Raw genomic sequence first — 19,456 nt, 5'->3', positions numbered from 1 at the left:
CTTCGGCGCTACTCAATAAGCGTGGGTTTCGATATGCGCCTTCGGCGCTACTCAACGATCGAGAGGTGCCGCATCGACCAGCGGCACCGTCATGACTTGGTCGTTCTCGGATGCGGCATCCAGCTGCTGACGCATGTCGCTCGAGGTGCGTCGCTGGCGGCGATTCGCGAGCGACTCGAGCACCCGCAGCACCGTGAACATCCCGACCGCGAGGATCACGAGCATGAGGAGCGTCGCGAACATCCCCTCGGTGTCGTTCGCATCCCGAAACAGCGTGAGCAGCATGCCGAGGCCCTTGCCGCCCATCGTGAACTCGCCGACCACGGCGCCGGTCACCGACAGCGCGACACCCGCGCGGATGCCAGCGAGCACGCTGGGCATCGCAAGCGGCGCCTCGACCCACGCGAGCGATTGCCACGTGTTCGCACCGTCAAGCCGAGCCGCCTCGAGCACATCCTGTGGCAGCGCACGCACGCCAATCGTCGTGGTGATGAGCATCGGAAAGAACGCGACGACCGCGCACAGAATCGCGATCGGCGTGAGGCCGTAGCCGATCCACAGGGCAAGTAGCGGCGCAACGGCGACGGCGGGGATGGCCTGGGATGCGGTGACGTACGGAGTCACGGCCATGTCGACCCAGTCGATTCGCGCGATGAGATAGCCGAGCGGAACCGCGACCAGCGTCGCCAGCACGGTGCCCATCAGCGCGGCGATCAGCGTCTGCCAAGTGTGGTCGAGGAGTGGTCCTTGCGTCAGCTCGAGCCAGAATCGTGCGATCAAGTCGCTCGGCGCGGGGAGGAACATTGCGCTCACGGCGCCGCTTCGCACCGCGGTCTCCCAAACAGCGACCACGATGATCGCGAGCAGCACCGGCGCCAGGATGCGCGACCAGTCGGTGCGGGAATTTCGTGCCATTGTCTTTCTGCTTCCAGCTCCGGAGGAGGTGGGTAAGACAAGGGAAGGCACGAATGTGGTTGTCGCTACAGGCCAGCCAACTCGGATGTTCTGCAGCTCACGCGCGCCTCCCATCCGGACTATGACCGTCGGTTTCGGAATTACACCGAATCAACCGCCAGCCGAAACCAGCGGGTCGTGGACTTTAACCACCGGTTCGGATTTTCACCGACCCCGGAGCACGTGTACTGAAAGGAAACCTAACCTGTTCCTGGCCATAATGAAACTATGACTTCAAATAATCTCCTTGGTATCCCCGAGACGCGGCTCGACGAAGAGCCCGAAGTACTCGATGACCTCAGCCACCTGCCCCGCGAAAAGCACGCGCTCGCGGCTATCGTCGAGAAGCATCCCAAATCATCCCTCGCCTGGGCCGAGGCGGCGCAGCGCGAGTTCGTCGACGGCCGCATCCTCGAGGCCTACGCGTACAGCCGAGTTGGTTATCACCGCGGGTTGGATGCGCTGCGCAAGTCAGGCTGGCGTGGCCAGGGGCCGATTCCGTGGTCGCACGAGCCGAACCAGGGCGTGCTGCGATCATTCTGGCAGCTGCGCCGGGCCGCCGAGGCGATCGGTGAGAACGACGAGGTCGAGCGGCTCACCGCTCTCTTGCGCGACGCCGACTCCGAAGCTGAGGCCGCTATCGAGAAGCTGGATGGCGTCGCCCAGTAGAGTTGACCTGTTTGCGTCTTTGACGGCGCAGTAATCAAGGATGCATTCCTCAAGGAGATGAGTTCATGCCAGGCATTGCGATCATCGGCACCCAGTGGGGCGACGAGGGTAAGGGCAAAGCGACCGACCTGCTCGGAAACCGGATCGACTATGTGGTGAAGTTCAACGGCGGCAACAATGCCGGCCACACCGTCGTGATTGGCGACGAGAAGTACGCGCTGCACCTGCTGCCGTCCGGTATCCTCTCGCCCGGCGTGACACCGGTGATCGGCAACGGCGTGGTCGTGGACCTCAACGTGCTCTTCGAAGAGCTCGAGCACCTCGATGAGCGCGGCATCGACATCTCGAAGCTGCGGATCTCGGGCAACGCGCACATCATCCCCGAGTACAATCGCGCGCTCGACCAGGTGACCGAGCGCTTCCTCGGCAAGCGCCGCATCGGCACGACCGGTCGCGGCATCGGCCCGACCTACGCCGACAAGATGTCGCGCGTCGGTATTCGGATGCAGGACCTCTTTGATGAGGGCATCTTGCGCCAGAAGATCGAGGGCGCGCTCGTGCAGAAGAACGAGCTGCTCGTGAAGGCGTACAACCGCCGCGCGTTCTCGGTCGACGAGATCGCGGACAGCCTGCTGCCGTTCGCGGAGCGCGTGCGCCCCATGGTCGGCGACACCGCGCTCGAGCTGCACCAGGCGCTCGAGGCGGGCAAGAACGTCGTCTTCGAGGCTGGCCAGGCGACCATGCTCGATATTGACCACGGCACCTATCCGTACGTGACCTCGTCCTCGGCCACCGCCGGGGGTGTCGCGACCGGTTCGGGTATTTCGACGCGCGAGATCGACCGGCTCGTCGGCATCCAGAAGGCGTACATCACGCGCGTCGGTTCCGGGCCGTTCCCGACCGAGCTCGACGACGAGTTCGGCGAGAAGCTGCGCGAACGCGGCGGCGAGTTCGGCACGACCACCGGCCGCCCGCGCCGCACCGGCTGGTTCGACTCGGTCGTTGCCCGCTACGCGTCGCGCATCAACGGCCTCACCGACATCGTGATGACGAAGCTCGACGTGCTCTCGACATTCGAGACGATTCCGGTATGCGTCGCCTACGACGTCGAGGGCCAGCGCTTCGACGAGATGCCGATGTCGCAGTCCGACATCCACCACGCGAAGCCGATCTACGAGGAATTCCCGGGCTGGGAAGAGGACATCTCGGGCATCCAGAAGTTCGAGGACCTGCCGAAGAACGCGCAGGACTACGTGCTCGCGGTCGAGGAACTCTCGGGCGCGCGCATCTCGGCGATCGGTACGGGGCCGGCCCGCGACCACATCATCGAGCGACACAACCTCCTCGGCGACTAGGACGCAGCCGCACCTCGATACGGCGCTGCGCGCCTACTCGGTGACCGACGGGCCCGCTGGCCGAGTAGCGCCGCAGGCGCGTATCGAGGTCGCGCGTATCGCGGCGAAAGAACAAGGCTCACCTAACCTAGACACGCGCTGCCCGCGATGCATCATTGATGTACGGGGCGGCGCGTTCGTCTGTTTGCCAACAGGCGTGGTGGTGTTGCGCATCCCACCGAAAAAAAGATTTAGGTAAGCCTTACCTCTGTGTATGCTGATTCTCATCCCGCGGTTCAGATGCCGCGATCACAGGAATGGATTCAGCTCGCATGTTCCTTGCAGCACTCTTGGTTGGCCTCCGCGAGGGCCTGGAAGTCGCGCTCGTCGTCGGCCTTCTCATCGCGTACATCCGCAAGCTCGGCCGCGGAGAGTTGCGCCGACCAATCTGGTTGGGCATCGGCGCGGCCGTCGTGCTCTCGCTGGCGCTCGGCGCGTTCTTCACCTTCGGGCGCTACGGACTCTCGTTCCAGGCACAGGAGATCATCGGCGGCTCGATGTCGCTGCTCGCCGTCGTGCTCGTTACGGGCATGGCGTTCTGGATGATGTCGGCCGGTTCCCGAGTTAAGGCCGAGGTCGAGGGCAACGTCGACCGCGCGCTGCTCGTTGGCGGCGCCGCGAGTATCTTTTGGATCGCGTTTGTCACGGCCGCGCGCGAGGGTATCGAAACCACGCTCATGCTGTACGGCTGGCTCGACAGCGCCCTCGCGATCGTCGGCGCGTTCACCGGCCTACTCGTCTCTGCCGGTCTCGGCTACCTGCTTTACCGCGGCATGCTGAAGTTCGATCTGGGGAAGTTCTTCACCTGGTCGGGCGCGTTCCTGATCGTCATGTCCGCCGGCATCCTTGCCTACGGCATCCATGACCTCCAGGAGGCCGGCGTGCTGCCCGGGCCTTTCTCGGGTGGCGCGATCACGCCCATCGACCCGGCCACGGGCAACGTACTCGTCGGCTTCGAGGCCTTCCCGTTCGGCTGGGCCTTCGACGTCCAGAACGTGATCGAACCATCTGGATTCCTGGCCGCGCTCCTCAAGGGCACGATCGGTTTCGCCCCGCAGATGTCCTGGCTCGAGGTGATCGCGTGGGTTCTGTACATCGGCATCACACTGCCGCTGTTCATCCGGCTCGCTCGCCGCAACCGCAAGGCTGCGCTTGAGCGCAAGGCCTTGAAGGCCCGCCAGGCAGCGGCCAGCGAAGGCGCGGCAACCAGCGCACCGGCCCTGCCCGCAGCATCCGCCGCCCCCATCACCTCGTAGCCAAACGGCACAAGCACACTCCCGCCATTTGGCACGACAGAAAGCAGTACATGAACAAGAAGCTCGCCCTCCTCGGTGCACTCGGGCTCTCATCCACTCTCGCGCTGACCGGCTGCGTTGAGAACGTCGCCGGTGCCGGCGACGCCGTGCAGGTGAGCTCGACGGCGGATGCATGCACCGTTTCGGCCGACTCGATCGCGAGTGGCAACGTCACGTTCTCGATCAAGAACGAAGGCGACAAGGCCACCGAGTTCTACCTCCTCGGCGACGACGGTCTGCGCATCGTGGCAGAGCGCGAGAACATCACGCCCGGCACCACCGCCGACCTCACCGTTTCGTTGCAGCCGGGCAGTTACTTCACGGCCTGCAAGCCCGGCATGATCGGCGCGAACGTCGGTCAGGCGGAGTTCGTCGTGACGGGCGAGTCGACGGCGCTCAGCGCGGAGGACCAGGCCGCGTTCGACCAGGTGGTCGTCGACTACACCAATTACGTCAGGGATGAGGTGTCTCAGCTCGTGCCGCTCGTGGACGAGTTCGCGTCGGCCTACATGGACGGCAACGACGACCAGGCGCGTGAACTCTATGCGGATGCGCGAGTCCACTACGAGCGCATCGAACCGATCGCGGATGCGCTGGGGATCCTCGACGCCCGCATCGACTATCGCGAGGTCGACTACCGTGCGGAGGCGGAGCAGTTGCAGGCGGATGACCCCAGCTTCACCGAGTGGCTCGGTTTCCACCGGATGGAGAAAGACCTCTGGGTTCCCGACAAGTCCGCGTTGAATGCCGACGGCACCTCGGCGTGGGAAAACTGGGCACCGAGCACCACCGAGCAGCGGCAGGTGGTCGGTGAGGCGCTCATCAGCGACGTCGCCAAGCTCAACGACCTCGTGAACAGCGAGAGCTTCGCCGCGGATCAGCAGCTCACGGTCGCGTCGGTATCGAATGGCGCGATTGGTCTGCTCGAAGAAGTCGCGGTCGGCAAGATCACGGGTGAGGAAAACTGGTGGTCGCACACTGACCTCTGGGACTTCGAGGGCAATATTCAGGGGGCACAGGCCGCGTTCGAACTCGTCGCGCCGATCGCCGAAGGCCGGGGCGAGCAGGGCACGCAGCTCGTTTCGGACATCCGTACGGAATTTGAGGCGATGCAGACCGGGCTCGACCAGTACGGAAATCTCGACGCGGGCTTCGTCTCCTATGACATCGTCACCGCGGACCAGCGGACCGCGCTGACCGAGCAGGTGGATGCCCTCCGCGAGCCATTGTCGCAGCTCACCGGCACGGTGCTGGAGTAGCAGTGAAAGGAAGTAGTGAGCCCGACGCATCCGCCGAGCCCGGCGAAAGCGAGCGCCGCGGACTTTCCCGACGCGGCCTCTTCGGGCTGCTCGGCGGGGGTGCGGCGGGGATCGCGATCGGTGCCCTCGGCACGATCGGTGTTCAGCAGGCGACGTCGACGCCTCCGACGGCCGTGGGTGAGTCGGACGGCCTGACTTACGATTTCGGGGGAGTCCATCAGGCCGGCATCATCACGCCGGCGCAGGACCGAATGCACTTCGCCGCCTTCGATATGCGGGAGGGGCTGCAGCGGGCCGACCTCATCGAGCTGCTGCAGGACTGGACATACGCGGCGAGCAGGCTCACGCTCGGCGCCGAGGTCGCGCCGGGCGGCGCGTTCGGTGGTGGCGCGTACTACCCGCCCGAGGATTCGGGGGAGGCAGTCGGTCTCGGGGCGTCGGGCCTCACGATTACGTTCGGCTTTGGCAAGAGCCTGTTCATCACGGCCGATGGCCAAGACAGGTTCGGCCTCGCGAGCATCCTGCCGGATCACTTCACCGAACTTCCGGTCCTCGTGAATGACTTCATCGATCCGGCGCTCTCTGATGGCGACCTCTGCATCCAGGCCTGCGCGAACGACCCGCAGGTCGCGGTTCACGCGATCCGCAACCTCACGCGAATCGCGATGGGTCGGGCACGGCTGCGGTGGTCGCAGCTCGGGTTCGGGCGCACGTCGTCCACGTCGACCTCGCAGGCGACGCCACGAAACCTCTTCGGGCTGAAGGACGGCACGAACAACCTCAAGGCCGAGCAACCCGGGCCGCTCGGGGAGCATGTCTGGATTTCGGATGCGCAGGGCCCGGCCTGGGCGGTGAATGGCACGTACATGGTCGTGCGGCGCATCGCGATGACGATCGAGGTGTGGGATGGCCTGCAGCTGGCCGAGCAGGAGCGCGTGACCGGCCGCGACAAGGTTGAGGGCGCGCCGCTTTCGGGCGGTACGGAATTCACGGCGCCCGACTTTGCGGCGAAGGGCTCGAACGGCGCGCCGCTGATCGACGAGCGATCACACGTGTTCCGCGTGCACCCGGATCAGAACGGGGGCATTCGGATGCTGCGTCGCGGCTATAACTACGTCGACGGCAACGACGCGCAGGGGCGGCTGGATGCGGGGCTCTTCTTTATTGCGTTCGTGAACGCGCCCGAGCGCTTCGCCAAGGTGCACAAGAACATGGCGCGGGATGATCTCTTCGTGGAGTACCTGAAGACGAACCGCACCGGCGTATTCTTCGTGCCTCCGGGCGTGAGCGCGGATGAATACGTCGGCCAGCGCATGTTCGAGGCGTAGGTGTTGTCGCTGGCCGAGTAGTGGCGCGATTCGTTGGCCGAGTAGTGGCGAAGCCACGTATCGAGGCCGGGGTCAGTTCGATACGCGCCTTTGGCGCTACTCCCCGACCGTGGGGTACAGGTCCGCGATGGTGAGCGCCGCCTGCAGCTCGGGCGTGCGCTCCGCGAGGCTGTGACCGAGCGTCCGCTCAATTCGATCAAGCCGATTGATCAGGGAGTTGCGATGCAAGAACAGCTTTTCGGCTGACGGCGCGATGCGCATCCGCATGGCGAAAAACGTGCGCATCGTGTCGCGCATCTCCGCGGCCTCGGGCGTATCGCGGGCGATTTCCCCCAGCTCATCCTGAACAAACACGCGGGCACGCTCTTCGTCTTGGCAAAGCAGGATCGCGAGTGATGCATCCTGGTACTTCACCGGCTCGGTGGCGGGGATGCGCAGGGACAGCTGAAATGCATCCGCGGCCTCGCGGCGTGAAATACGGAAACCCTCGGCGCCTCGGCCCGCGGAACCGATGCCAACCGACATCCGTTCGGGAACCTCGACGTCAAGGGCTGGCAGGTCGCCTGGCTCGTGCGAAATGGTTGCCCAGACATAGGTCTCGCCGCCCGCCGTCACATAGCGAAGCGGGTTAGGGTCGCCGTGGGCCGATGCGAACCCGGTGGCCACTACATCGATTGAGTCCTGCTCGAGGGACACCTCGGGCGAGGCCCCGATCGCACAACACACGTGCCATGCGTCTATTGGCCGACTCAGCAGCTCCGAAGTCGCCGTGAGGTTCACCGGGCCGCCCGCAAGCAAGTCCTCGATGGCACCGCGAACTCGCACCTCCTCAGCTCGCGCGGCCCGGTCGCGCTCGGCAAACGTGGCTTCCAGCATCCACTCGAGCCAGAGGTCCATCGTGCCCGTCACGCCCGCCGCAATTTCGGCGAGGATCGAGCTATCCGGTCCAATATCGGCGAGGCGTTCAACTAGGCGAACAAGGATCTCGCGCTGCATCTTGCGCAGCGAATCGCCTATGGCGCGCATGTCGGTACCACGCGTCACAAAGTCCGCGATGATCTCTCGATCGCGGTGGATGCCCTTAATGGACGGTGGCTCGCCCTCGAGCAAGCCCAGCAGGATGCTCGCGAGCAGTTGCTGCGAAAAGAGGACGAATTTTTTGCGGGACGCGAGCGGATCTTGAACTTCGATGCCGAATTGCGCGACAAAGGATTCTGACGTGCCCAGGATCCAGCGAATCGCACCGTCACCGAGGCCCTCGCGTAGCCGGTCGGTAATGGAATCGATCGATGCCGGGGACAGGAACTCGGCGTCGTCGAGCTCGCCCTCCCAATCCAGCGAGGACAACATCTTCGTCATTGCGGCAGAAACCGTCATTCGCCCAGCCTAGTGACGGAACTGAACTGCGATGGCTGCGTGCCGGGGCAAACTGCCCACGACTCGGGTCAGGTTCGCTGCACACTGCACGATGCCTTCACGACTGGTGTCGACAAAGCTAGTACTGTCGCGCGAACTCAGGGCGGCTTTTCATCCGATTTGTCGAAGGAGCCTCACACATGACTGAGACCAACATCATCGTTGCTTCATTCACGGAAGAGAGCAAGGCGTACCAGGCGCTCAGCGATCTGAAGGGCGCGGGTCTCGAGGGCCGCGTCAACGTCCGCACCGCCGTTCTCGTGAACCGTGACGAGGAAGGTCGCCTGAGCATCCCCGAGGGCGAGGATGCGGTCGGCGGCACCGGCACGTGGGCAGGGAGCCTCACCGGTCTTCTGCTCGGTGTGCTCGGTGGCCCGATCGGCATGCTCTTTGGCTGGGGCGGCGGCGCGCTCGTTGGCGGCGCCTTCGACGCTCGCCGTGCCGACCGTGGCGAGACCGTCCTCGACCAGCTGAGCCAGTCCATCCCGAATGGTGGCACGGTTGTCATCGCCGAGGTGGAGGAATTCGCGGTCGGGGTCGTCAACGAGCTCGTGGCCGAACTCGGCGGCGTCGTGTACCGCCGCCCTGTGGAAGAGGTCCTCGGTGAGCTCGAGGCGGCAGAGGATGCATACGAGCAGGGCCGCCAAGAAGCGAATCGTATTGCGCGCGAGGAGCGCAGGGCCGAGCGCAAGGAGAACTTCGAGCAGCGCAAGGAGAACCTCAAGCAGAAGCTCGGCATCGCCGACTAGCTCACGCCCAAGCAAATCTATTGCGGCGATTGGGTCAACAACGGTTGGCTCAATCGCTGCGTTCATTGGAGGACGACATGGCGCGAGATGCCGCTGAAGAAAAGAAACCCGTCAATTCCCGGGACGGACAACAAGGGAAGCAAAACCGCCAGCAGGGCGCGAACCAGCAGGGCAATGATCCGAAGCCTTGGCGCACCGAGGGCATGCCGGAAGAACCGCAGATGCCTGAGCCGCCCAAATGGTGGGCGATCATCGTGTGGCTGCTCGTCGGGTGGCTCGTGCTGTTCGGGTTTACTTCGGTTCAGGATGCGTGGTCCAATCCATCCGCCACGATTCCGTATTCGGAATTCACGAAGCAGGTCCAGGACGGCAACGTCGAAGAGGTCTTCTCGCGTGGTGACACGATCGAGGGTTCGCTCATTCAGGCCGCTGATATTCCAGACGACAGCGGGAATCGCCAGTACCAGTACTTCACGACCGAGCGGCCGACCTTCGCGCAGGATGACCTGCTCGCGCAGCTGGAGAACAAGGACGTCGTAGTCAGCGCGACGCCGCTTGTGCAAGAGCGCGGCACGTTCTGGAACATCATCATCTCGCTGCTGCCGATGCTCATCATCTTCGGACTCTGGTTCTGGATCATCCGCCGCGCGCAGAAGAACGCGGGCGAGCTGATGGGCGGCGCTGGTGCTGGCGGTGCCGGTGGGATGTTCGGGGGCGGCAAGAAGTCGAAGCGAGTCGACCCGGAAAAGGTGCGCGTCACGTTCGACGACGTCGCCGGTATCGACGAGGTCGAGGCCGAGGTCTACGAGATCGTCGACTTCCTCAAGAACCCCGAGAAGTACACGCGGCTCGGTGCGAAGGCACCCAAGGGTGTGCTCCTCGAGGGTGCCCCGGGTACGGGTAAGACGCTTCTCGCGCGCGCGACTGCAGGTGAAGCCGACGTGCCCTTCTTCTCGGCCAGCGCATCCGAGTTCATCGAAATGATCGTGGGCGTCGGCGCGCAGCGAGTGCGCGAGCTGTTCGAAGAGGCGCGCAAGGTCGCCCCCGCGATCATCTTCATCGACGAGATCGACACGATCGGACGCTCCCGCTCGAGCTCGCGTTCGATGGGTGGCAACGACGAGCGCGAGCAGACGCTGAACCAGATCCTGACGGAGATGGACGGCTTCGACGGTTCAGAGGGCGTCGTGGTGATCGCGGCCACGAACCGCGCGGATGTGCTCGACGACGCGTTGACCCGTGCTGGTCGCTTCGACCGAAAGATTACGGTGTCGGCTCCGGATGCGAAGGGTCGCGAGCAGATCCTGCAGGTCCACACGCGCAATAAGCCGCTCGCGGATGATGTCGACCTCATGCAGGTCGCGAAGGTGACGCCCGGCCTGACCGGTGCCGACCTCGCGAACCTCGCGAACGAGGCGGCAATTCTCGCGGCAAAGCGCGAGGACACGCACCTGCACGCATCGGACTTTTCGAACGCGCTCGAGAAGATTCAGCTCGGTGCCGAGCGCGGCATCGTGATGCCCGAGGAAGAGAAGCTGCGGACCGCGTACCACGAGGCCGGGCACGCGCTGCTCGGGATGCTGCGGCCGGGTGCCGACCCGGTGCGCAAGATCTCGATCATCCCGCGCGGTCGTGCACTCGGCGTGACGGTGTCGACGCCCGAATCGGATCGCTACGGCTACGACGTCGACTACCTGCGCGGCCGCATCATGGGCGCGCTCGGTGGCATGGCGGCCGAAGAGGAAATCTTCGGCGTCATTACCACCGGCGCCGAGTCAGACCTTCAGACCGTCACCAACATCGCCCGCCAGATGGTGGGGCGCTGGGGCATGTCCGAGAAGGTCGGTCCCGTGCAGGTCTACCCGCAGGATGGCGACCCGCGCCAGTCCGGCGCATCCGAGCGGCTGCTCGAGCTGGTGGACGAGGAGGTGCGCGCGCTGGTCGTCGACTGCTATGCCGAGACCCGCAAGGTGCTGCGCGAGAACCGTGTGCACCACGACTCGCTTGTCGCGGCGTTGCTCGAGAAGGAGACGCTCGACGAGGCGGAGGCGTACGAGGCCGCGGGGCTCGTGCACCAGCCTGCCCGCCCGCTGCTGGTCGGCGCGAAGCCGGGGTCGCCGGGGCATGAGAATAAGGCCGTGCCGGAAGGGTAAGGTTGTCTCCTAATGAATCGGTGCGGCATCGCAATTTGCGGCGCCGCACCGATTCGTTTTGGCACTGTCTGTCACCAATACGAGGACGTTTTCATGACCAACCCACCCGTCACCTTTGTCATCGCCGGTTCGGAAGCAACCGGCGGCGCGGGCGTGCAGGCCGACCTGCGCACGCTGCAGGAGCTCGGCGTCTACGGTGCCGCGGCGCTCAGCTGCATCGTGTCGTTTGACCCGAAGGATGACTGGAACCACCGATTCGTGCCGATCGACGCCGAGGTGATTCGCCACCAGGCCGAGGCGATCCTGGCCGACTGGACCCCCGCATCCGTAAAAATCGGGATGCTCGGAGCCGTGCCGACGATCGAGGCGGTTCGCGACATCCTCACCGCGGCGAAGCTGCCGAACATCGTGCTCGACCCGGTGCTGATCTGCAAGGGTCAGGAGCCGGGCGCCGCGCTCGACATCGACAACTCGCTGCGCGCCGAGGTGCTGCCGCTGGCAGATGTGCTGACGCCGAATGTCATTGAGGCGCAGATTCTCTCGGGCATCGAGTCGCTCGACTCGGTGGCCGACTTTGGCGAGGCCGCGAAGCGCATCGCCGACCACGGCGCGAAGGCGGTGCTCGTAAAGGGTGGCGTCGACACGCCGGGCGACCAGGCGGTGGATGTGCTGTGGGACGGCTCGGAGCTCGTCGAGTTCGCGCGTCCCAAGATTGGTGAGAACCGCGTCTCGGGTGCGGGTGACTCGCTCGCGTCGGGCATCGCCGCGGGCCTCGCGCAGGGCCAGGACTTGCACACCGCCGTCGAGAACGCGAAGGAGTTCGTGACTGCGGGCATCCGCCGCGCGATCTCGGCGCAGACCCCGTTCGACGTGGTCTGGCAGGGGGAGTAGCGGCGCGCTCAGTGAGTAGCCGACGAAGTCGGCGTATCGAACTGTGTGCCCACGCTACCCATTGCCGCTAGCGCTCATCATGGCCGAAGTGCGGCAAATGATGAGCGCTACCGGCAAGGGTCGCGTGCGCGACCTGCAGTGATGAGCGCCACCGACACGGGCAGCGCGTGCGTGAACTGCAATGATTGGCTATACGACCAGTACCTGGAGGCGGGAGCTGCAATGACGAGCGATAGCAACAAGGCGAAGCCCTCCGCCAATGCAACGCTGCCGGCCGAGGACACGGTGCTCGAGGGCAGGCACGTACGGCTCGAGCCGCTGACCCCGGAGGGTGCGCTCGAGCTCGCAAAGGCCTTGCGTCATCCCGAGGTGTTCGCGGGCGGTTTCGGCGGCGGGCCCGCCGGGCTCCCGGCGACCGACGAGGCGTTCGCGGACTGGCTGCTCGGATACACGCCCGGCGTCGAACGGGGGCGCACGTACGTCATCCGGCTCAACGACGACGGCGCCGCGGTCGGCACAACGTCGCTGTACCTCGCCGATCTCAAGCAGCGCAGCGTCCACCTCGGCTATACGGCATACGCGCCGGAGTCCTGGGGCGCGGGCCTGAACCCCGACGTCAAGCGCACCGTGCTGGATGCGGTGTTCGGCGGCGGTTTCCACCGCGCGGTCTTCGAGGTGGATAACCTCAACAGCCGCTCGCAGGCAGCGATGCGCAAGCTCGGCGCCCACCACGACGGCACGCTCCGCGAGCACAAGCTGCGCGCCGATGGCACATTCCGCGACACCGTGGTCTTCTCGATCCTTGAGCAGGAATGGGATGGGGTGCGGGCGGGCCTGCTCGCCCGCATTCCGAAGTAGCCCGAGCGCGTTTCAAGCCGCTGACCAGGGGTCCGTGGTTGACTATTCTCCTATCCCAGCGCATCCACGCGACCGGCGCTCTCGAGCCGCCGCGCATCCATGCCGCGAAGCCCGAAACCCTCAAGGAGCCGCAATGAGCCTGAAGCTCACCCGCGCCGAACTGGCGAAGTACATCGACCACACGCTGCTCGCGACTAACGCGACCAACGATGATGTCGCCGCGCTCTACCGGGAGGCGAAGGAGATCGGCACGTACGCGGTGTGCGTCTCGCCGAACATGCTGCCGATCGGCGCCGCGTGGACCGGACTCGACCCTGACTCGGAACCGTTCGAACCCGCCGAGGGCGAGCCGCAAATCGCGACCGTCGTGGGCTTCCCGTCGGGCAAGCACCACTCGAGCATCAAGGCGGTCGAGGCGTCCCGTGCGGTAGCCGAGGGCGCGAATGAAATCGACATGGTGATCGACATCGGGATGCTCAAAGCCGGCCACCCGGAGCTCGTCGAGCAGGACATCGCCGCGGTTCGCCAGGCCGTGCCTTCGCCGACCGTGCTCAAGGTGATCATCGAGTCAGCGGCGCTCACGAACGAGGAAATCGTCCAGGCCTGCGAGGCATCCGTTGCTGCGGGCGCAGACTTTGTGAAGACTTCGACCGGGTTCCATGCCGCCGGCGGTGCATCCGTCGCGGCGGTCGCGCTCATGCGCAAGACCGTGGGCCCCGACTTCGGTGTGAAGGCATCGGGCGGCGTGCGCACTTACGAGGATGCGATGGCGATGATCGAGGCTGGCGCGAACCGACTCGGGATGTCTTCGGGCAAGAAAGTCCTGGCCGAAGCGCCCGAGGCCTAAGCCAATTTCGATAGAGTCGTAGTCATGACTCAACAGCACGCATCCCCGACGAAAGACCAGCAGGAAGCCCTACAAAAATTGGGCGAGATCCGCGGTTCGATCGACAACCTGGATGCGGCGATGATTCACATTCTCGCGGAGCGTTTCCGACACACGCAGGAGGTCGGCGAGCTCAAAGCGAAGCACGACCTGCCGCCGTCGGATCCCGAGCGGGAGAAGCGTCAGGTCGCACGTCTTCGTGAGCTTGCGCATGAGTCGCGACTCGACCCCGAGTTCGCGGAAAAGTTCCTTAACTTCGTGATTGCCGAAGTCATCCATCACCACCGGCGCATTGCCGAGGGTGCCGCAGCCACAACCGAGCCCTCAGGGGAGTAGCCGCAGCCAATGACCGAATCACAGGCCGACAAACCCGGCAAGATTCTGCCGACGCGTCCCGCGACCTCGCTGCCGAAGCGTCGCGGGAATACGTGGCGTAACTGGTCGGGTGGCGTGACCGAGACCTCGCAGCTCGCGGCCGGGCCGACGAGCGAGACGGCGGTGAGCGCGCTCGTGGTTGGTGCCGGAGGCTCTGGACTCAAGGTGAAGTCGGTCGGTTCCGGGCACTCGTTCAACGACATCGCAGGCACCGAGGGCCTGCGCCTGCATTTCGACGACTACCGCGGGCTGGTTTCGGTGAACCCGGAAACGCGTGTGGCAACCTTTCGCGCGGGCACGCGGATGCACGAGGTTCATGATCTGCTCGCCGAGCATGGGCTGACGCTCGAGAACCAGGGCGATGTCGCCGCGCCGACGATCGCTGGCGCGATCTCGACCGGCACGCACGGCACCGGGCTTGGCACGAGCGGGCTGTCCTCGATGGTCAAGGGCCTGCGGATGGTGCTCGCGAACGGGCAGATCGTGTACTGCGACGAGCGCAATCACACGGACTTGTTTGAATTTGCGCGTCTTGGTCTTGGCGCTTTGGGCGTGATCGTCGAGGTCGCGATTCAGTGCGTGCCGACGTTCCGTGTCGAGGCCAACGAGTCGGCGGAGCCGTTGGATGCGGTGCTCGATTCCTATCTTGAGCGCGCACGATCGACGGATTACTTCTCGTTCTTTTGGTTCCCGCATGCAGAGCAGGCGCTCGTGAAGGCGCACCGCCGACTCGCGGACGGCGAGGAACCCGAGGGGCTCGGAGGCAAGAATGCGGCGAAGTTCTTCGATGAGGAGCTCGTACAGTATTGGGCCCAGGGTCTTGCGGCGTCGTTGGGCACGGTCGCGCCGGGGCTCGTGCAGCGGGTTTCGCACTTCACCTCAGCGCTGACCGGCTCTCGCCAGTACGTCGAGGACTCGGTCACCATGTTCGGCAACTCGAAGCGGATGCGCTACAACGAGCTCGAATACGCGGTGCCGCTCGAGGATGGGCCGGAGGTGGTCCGCGAGATTCGTAGGCAGATCGATGCGCACGGGATCACGGTTTCGTTCCCGATTGAGGTTCGGTGTGGGGCGGCGGATGACGTCCCGCTCTCGCCGGGATACGGTCGCGAGACGGCTTACATTGCGGTGCACCGTTATGTGCGCGAGCGGCACGCGGAGTATTTCGGCGTCGTCGAAGAGGTGCTGCAGTCGGCCGGTGGTCGCCCGCACTGGGGGATGATGCACACGCTGCGCGCGCCGCAGCTGCGCGATCTCTACCCGAAGTTCGACGAGTTCGTGGCGCTGCGCGACAAGGTTGACCCGCAGCGGGTCTTCGATAACGCGTATCTGGAGCGGGCGCTGGGAGATTAGTCCCGGAGCTATCCCGAGGGGCGGTTCAACGATGACCAAGTTCATGCTCATGGCGATGCCGCTTGCCGGTCACGTCGCACCAGTCCTGGCGGTCGCGGCCGAACTCGTAGGGCGCGGGCACGACGTCCGTGTCTACACAGGACGTGCTTACCGGGAACGTGTCGAGGCGACGGGCGCGAGCTGGCTCGGGTGGCAGAGAGCGCCGGACTTCGATGAGCATGACCTCGAGACGACCTTCCCGAGGCTCCGTGGAAGGCCAGGAATCGGGCAGGTCATCACCAATCTCGCGGATCTGTTCATCGGTACCGCACCGGGGCAAGTGGCGGACCTCCGAGACGAGTGGCAGCGTGAACCGTGGGATATTCTGGTCGCGGAAGAATCGACCGTTGCCCCGCGGCTCTGCGCCGAGTCACTCGGTTGCCACTGGGTAACCCTTGCCGTGCTGCCTCTCGGTTTGCCGAGCAGGGAAGGGCCACCCAACGGGCTCGGTTTGCTGCCCGGTCACGGCCCGGTCGGCAAGGCGCGGGATGCGCTGCTCCGTTCGCTCACGCCTGCGCTCGGGTCGGCGTTGGGGCCAGCACTGTCGCGGGCCCGCCGCGCTGCTGGGCTGTCGCCCTCACGGCTACCGTTCGATCGCGCGGTGTTCTCGTCGGAGCTCATCCTCGCCAGTGGTGTTCCCGCATTGGACCACCATCGAACCGACCGACCCAAGCATCTGCGGTGGGTGGGGAACCTCACCGCTATGGGCGTGACGCCGAGGACATCATCTGGTCTGCTCCCAGATTGGTGGTCGGACCTCGACGGCAAGGTGGTTGTGCACGTCACGCAGGGCACGTTCAATATCGACCCGACCGACCTCATTCGCCCGACGCTCGAGGCCCTCGCAGACCTCGATCTCATCGTCGTCGTCACGACCGGGCGTCGCGGGCATGACCGTCTGCCCTTCTCGGTGCCATGCAATGCGCGCGTCGCCGGGTTTATCCCGTACGACTTGCTGCTCCCGCGCGTCGATGCCATGGTCACAAACGGCGGCTGGGGCGGGACGCTAGGCGCGCTCGCGCACGGAATTCCGCTCGTTATCGCCGGTGGTGACCTCGACAAGCCCGAAATTGCGGCGCGCGTCGAGGCGTCGGGCGCCGCGGTAAACCTACGCAACGGTCGGCCTTCGCCGCGCCAAGTCGGGGCTGCTGTCGGGAAAGTCCTGAACGAGGGGACCTATCGCGATGCCGCGCGCAACGTTGCGACTGAGCTCGACAAAGCTGGCGGGGCTTCGAAAGCTGCGGATCTCCTCGATGAATTCGCGTCAAGGGTTTGATCGTCGTGTGATCCGGCCACTGTCGCCCGAGATCTTTGTAGATTCATCTAACGTTGCACCCGAAACGCATCCGGAACCGTGCCGTTGCCCGTCGTGATTCCGGACGCGAGCAGCCCGGTCAGCGGCGCAAACTTCGCGCCGTGGCCCGAGCACGCCGATACCAGCGTGATGCCGTCCACGCGCTCGATCACGAAATCCTCCGTCGGCGTGTTCGTAAACAAACACGTTGATTCGGCGAACGGCTCCGGCACGACGCCCGGCACGTGGCGCTCGACGTACCGCGTCACCCAGTCGCGATTCGCCGCATCCACAATGCCGTCTTGCTGCGCGGCCGACGGCAGTACTTTGCCGCCGTTGAAGAGTGCGACCTTCAGTGCGCGGTTCTCTACGCCCTCGCCTCCGGGGAGCGCGTAGACCATCCGTGTCGTGGTGATTTCTTTGAAAATATGGATGTGCGTCGGCCAGTCCGCGTCCTCGCGCGGCTTTTCGTATGGGAAGTGGAAGGTCTGCTCTTGCCGCACCTCAAAGGTGGGCAGCGCATCCAAGAAGCCTTTCGGGAGTGGGAGCCTTGGCAGGATGTGCGGCAGCCAGCTGCCAGCGGCGACGACCACCTCGGCCGCGTGGATCTGCTCGCCGCGGCTCGAGGTCACGACATACCCCGTTGTGGATGCGGGGGTCACGCTCGCGACCTGCCAACCGGTGAGTGCTTGGGCGCCGGCTTTCGCTGCCAGCCCGACCATCGCATCCACCGCCTTGGCGGGATTGACGACGCCGGCGGTCGGCTGCCACAAGACCTCGGTGTCGAGTGCGTACTGCGGCCAGCGTTCCCGGGCTTCGTCGATCTCGATGATTCGGTGCTCGACCCCGACGCGATCGAGGACAGCGGCGAGTTGGCGTGGATTGCGCTCGGTGCCGAAGTCGACGCCGCCGACCTGCTGGAGCAGCGATTGGCCGCTCTCGCGCTCGAGGTGCGACCAGAGTGGTGCGGCTACTTTCGCGAGGTTCGCATATGTCTCGTCGGGGTAGGCGAAGCGGAAGATCCGCGAGGATCCATGGGATGAGCCGTGGTTGCTGGCGGGGACGTCGCGTTCGAGCAGCGTGACTTCCTGGCCTGCGCTCGCGAGGTGCCAGGCGGTTGCCGAGCCGACGAGCCCCGCGCCGATGACGACGTACTTGGATGATTCCACGGTGATTCCTTCTCGCGAGGGGGATGGGGGCTCGACTCGCTCCGTCATCGGAAACCTCAAACTGGGCAGTATCTTCGCCGTGAAGATCTGCCCAGTCAAGCCGGCCCGATTTACGCGCTGACTGTAGTTTGAGTGTCCACTCTCCGGACGTCTTTCGCGAATAGCGGGCAGACGAGGTTGAGCACTGCAGTAGCGATCACCATGCCGACGAACCCCAGTACGTACTCATCGGTGGCGTCCTTGACCGCGCCCATGATGTAGGGGTAGGCGAATCCACCAACGATGAAGCCGACTCCGAGGACAAACCCGTTGACGGTGCCTGCCATTCGAGTGGGGACCGATTCCGCAGCGAGAGCAAGAGCGAGAGGCATGCCGGTGTAGACACCGAGTCCGACGAGAGGCAGACATACAGCGACGAGGACATAGTTGCCTGTCGCGAGAGCGACCGTCATTAGCGCCATGAACGTGGTCATCATCACTCCCGCGAGAACGATGAGGTTCTTCCGTCGTCCGAGGCGGTCCGAAATGAGGCCGAACACTATCGATGTGATCATTCCAATGAGCACGTACAGTGACGCGAACAGGCCGGCAATCTCGGTCGGCCACCCCGCGTTCTCGATGAGAATGGTGGGCATCCAAACCGCGACGACAGCGAAGATGCCCCATTCGCCAACGAAGAAGGCCGCCGCAATGAGAACGTTCCGGCTGAAGAGCCAGCTAATCGCTGAACGATCCGAACTCGACGCGAGTTCTGCATTGAGCGGCTCCTCTTTGACGTTAGGCGCATCACGGAGGAAGATCCACGCGATCAACAACACCGCGATCAAGAAGTAGCCGCCGATCATTGTTCCCGATCGCCATCCAAACGCGACCAACACGATTGCGAAAACGTAGAGTGCGAATCCGGTACCGATGCCGTCGCTCGTGAACATGATGCCGAGCGCGATGCCGTTTTTGCGTTCACGTTCGAACCAATTCACGGCCATAGTGTAGGGGCCAACGAAGAGGAGCCCGACGCCGAGGCCGCTGATCGCGCGGGCAAGGAGCGCGAGACCGTATCCAGGGGCTAGGGCAAATAGGAACTGGCCGATGATCGAGGCGATGAGGCCAACGAGAATGATTCGTTTGATACCCCAGCGGTCCCCGATTGCGCCAGCGAACGGCAATATGAGCCCGCCGACTAACGCCGTGATGGAGCTCAGCAGCCCAGCTTCGGCTCCCGAAAGACCAAATTCTTCCGAGATCTCGATCAAGTTTGGTGTCCACCCGATATACGGAATGAAACAGGCGATGAGAACTAGGTACGAGAGCCCTAGCATCACCCATTTGGTGGCGGGATTGATTTTTGACATTGGAGCAGACCTCTGTCTCGTC

17 protein-coding genes and 1 riboswitch are annotated in these 19,456 nt (G+C 64.6%); of the genes, 13 read left to right on the top strand and 4 right to left on the bottom strand.

From position 1 onward, the window contains the following. Window positions 1-51: 51 nt before the first annotated feature. Entirely contained in the window at window positions 52-915 is an 864-nt protein-coding gene (locus GMOLON4_RS11455; protein ID WP_084147479.1) for an ABC transporter permease, read from the bottom strand. Window positions 916-1,013: 98 nt separating this feature from the next. Beyond that, window positions 1,014-1,140, bottom strand: a riboswitch (FMN riboswitch). 42 nt (window positions 1,141-1,182) lie between these two features. On the opposite strand from GMOLON4_RS11455, the gene GMOLON4_RS11450 reads away from it, so the two are divergent. The 5 genes from GMOLON4_RS11450 to efeB all read left to right on the top strand — a co-directional run bounded on the left by GMOLON4_RS11450 (window position 1,183) and on the right by efeB (window position 6,899). Next, the gene (locus GMOLON4_RS11450; RefSeq protein WP_026936832.1) at window positions 1,183-1,623 is read left to right on the top strand and encodes a DUF3151 domain-containing protein; all 441 of its coding nucleotides are present in this window, start codon (window positions 1,183-1,185) and stop codon (window positions 1,621-1,623) included. 65 nt (window positions 1,624-1,688) lie between these two features. Further along, complete coding sequence (locus GMOLON4_RS11445; protein WP_026936831.1) at window positions 1,689-2,978, top strand: adenylosuccinate synthase; 1,290 nt, start codon at window positions 1,689-1,691, stop codon at window positions 2,976-2,978. A gap of 311 nt (window positions 2,979-3,289) precedes the next feature. Next, complete coding sequence (gene efeU, locus GMOLON4_RS11440; protein ID WP_035732690.1) at window positions 3,290-4,273, top strand: iron uptake transporter permease EfeU; 984 nt, start codon at window positions 3,290-3,292, stop codon at window positions 4,271-4,273. Window positions 4,274-4,323: 50 nt separating this feature from the next. After that, on the top strand, window positions 4,324-5,571 hold the full coding sequence (efeO, locus tag GMOLON4_RS11435) for an iron uptake system protein EfeO (RefSeq protein ID WP_026936830.1): 1,248 nt from the start codon (window positions 4,324-4,326) through the stop codon (window positions 5,569-5,571). Window positions 5,572-5,573: 2 nt separating this feature from the next. After that, window positions 5,574-6,899 (top strand): iron uptake transporter deferrochelatase/peroxidase subunit, encoded by a 1,326-nt coding sequence (gene efeB, locus GMOLON4_RS11430; protein ID WP_026936829.1) that lies wholly within the window; start codon window positions 5,574-5,576, stop codon window positions 6,897-6,899. Between the two features lie 96 nt (window positions 6,900-6,995). Here the strand turns inward: efeB and GMOLON4_RS11425 are convergent, their stop codons facing one another. After that, window positions 6,996-8,276: a PucR family transcriptional regulator gene (locus GMOLON4_RS11425; RefSeq protein ID WP_026936828.1), complete on the bottom strand. Its 1,281-nt coding sequence runs from the start codon at window positions 8,274-8,276 to the stop codon at window positions 6,996-6,998. A gap of 179 nt (window positions 8,277-8,455) precedes the next feature. Here GMOLON4_RS11425 and GMOLON4_RS11420 point away from each other — a divergent pair, with 179 nt between their 5' ends. The 8 genes from GMOLON4_RS11420 to GMOLON4_RS11385 all read left to right on the top strand — a co-directional run bounded on the left by GMOLON4_RS11420 (window position 8,456) and on the right by GMOLON4_RS11385 (window position 16,895). Next, window positions 8,456-9,064 (top strand): DUF1269 domain-containing protein, encoded by a 609-nt coding sequence (locus tag GMOLON4_RS11420; RefSeq protein ID WP_026936827.1) that lies wholly within the window; start codon window positions 8,456-8,458, stop codon window positions 9,062-9,064. Between the two features lie 77 nt (window positions 9,065-9,141). Further along, on the top strand, window positions 9,142-11,217 hold the full coding sequence (ftsH, locus tag GMOLON4_RS11415; protein ID WP_026936826.1) for an ATP-dependent zinc metalloprotease FtsH: 2,076 nt from the start codon (window positions 9,142-9,144) through the stop codon (window positions 11,215-11,217). A gap of 93 nt (window positions 11,218-11,310) precedes the next feature. Further along, the gene (locus GMOLON4_RS11410) at window positions 11,311-12,108 is read left to right on the top strand and encodes a PfkB family carbohydrate kinase (protein ID WP_026936825.1); all 798 of its coding nucleotides are present in this window, start codon (window positions 11,311-11,313) and stop codon (window positions 12,106-12,108) included. A 222-nt stretch (window positions 12,109-12,330) separates the two neighbouring features. Beyond that, a complete protein-coding gene (locus GMOLON4_RS11405; protein ID WP_051266777.1) occupies window positions 12,331-12,966 on the top strand; it encodes a GNAT family N-acetyltransferase in 636 nt (211 codons plus the stop codon). A gap of 133 nt (window positions 12,967-13,099) precedes the next feature. Beyond that, window positions 13,100-13,813 carry a deoxyribose-phosphate aldolase gene (deoC, locus tag GMOLON4_RS11400; RefSeq protein ID WP_026936823.1) on the top strand — a complete coding sequence of 238 codons (714 nt, stop codon included), beginning with the start codon at window positions 13,100-13,102 and terminating at the stop codon, window positions 13,811-13,813. Between the two features lie 24 nt (window positions 13,814-13,837). Then, window positions 13,838-14,188: a chorismate mutase gene (locus GMOLON4_RS11395; protein WP_026936822.1), complete on the top strand. Its 351-nt coding sequence runs from the start codon at window positions 13,838-13,840 to the stop codon at window positions 14,186-14,188. A 9-nt stretch (window positions 14,189-14,197) separates the two neighbouring features. Further along, window positions 14,198-15,580: a D-arabinono-1,4-lactone oxidase gene (locus tag GMOLON4_RS11390; RefSeq protein ID WP_026936821.1), complete on the top strand. Its 1,383-nt coding sequence runs from the start codon at window positions 14,198-14,200 to the stop codon at window positions 15,578-15,580. A gap of 31 nt (window positions 15,581-15,611) precedes the next feature. Beyond that, window positions 15,612-16,895 carry a glycosyltransferase gene (locus GMOLON4_RS11385; protein WP_035732687.1) on the top strand — a complete coding sequence of 428 codons (1,284 nt, stop codon included), beginning with the start codon at window positions 15,612-15,614 and terminating at the stop codon, window positions 16,893-16,895. A 47-nt stretch (window positions 16,896-16,942) separates the two neighbouring features. Here the strand turns inward: GMOLON4_RS11385 and GMOLON4_RS11380 are convergent, their stop codons facing one another. Together GMOLON4_RS11380 and GMOLON4_RS11375 are read right to left on the bottom strand one after the other, a co-directional pair. Further along, window positions 16,943-18,082 carry an FAD-dependent oxidoreductase gene (locus GMOLON4_RS11380; RefSeq protein WP_026936819.1) on the bottom strand — a complete coding sequence of 380 codons (1,140 nt, stop codon included), beginning with the start codon at window positions 18,080-18,082 and terminating at the stop codon, window positions 16,943-16,945. Window positions 18,083-18,192: 110 nt separating this feature from the next. Further along, on the bottom strand, window positions 18,193-19,335 hold the full coding sequence (locus GMOLON4_RS11375; protein WP_026936818.1) for an MFS transporter: 1,143 nt from the start codon (window positions 19,333-19,335) through the stop codon (window positions 18,193-18,195). Window positions 19,336-19,456: the final 121 nt, after the last annotated feature.

The organism is Gulosibacter molinativorax (genome assembly GCF_003010915.2).
In the GTDB taxonomy this organism is placed as follows: Bacteria; Actinomycetota; Actinomycetes; order Actinomycetales; family Microbacteriaceae; genus Gulosibacter; species Gulosibacter molinativorax.
The sequence above is the reverse complement of the archived record's forward strand: the minus strand, read 5'-3'. Positions and strand labels throughout refer to the sequence as shown.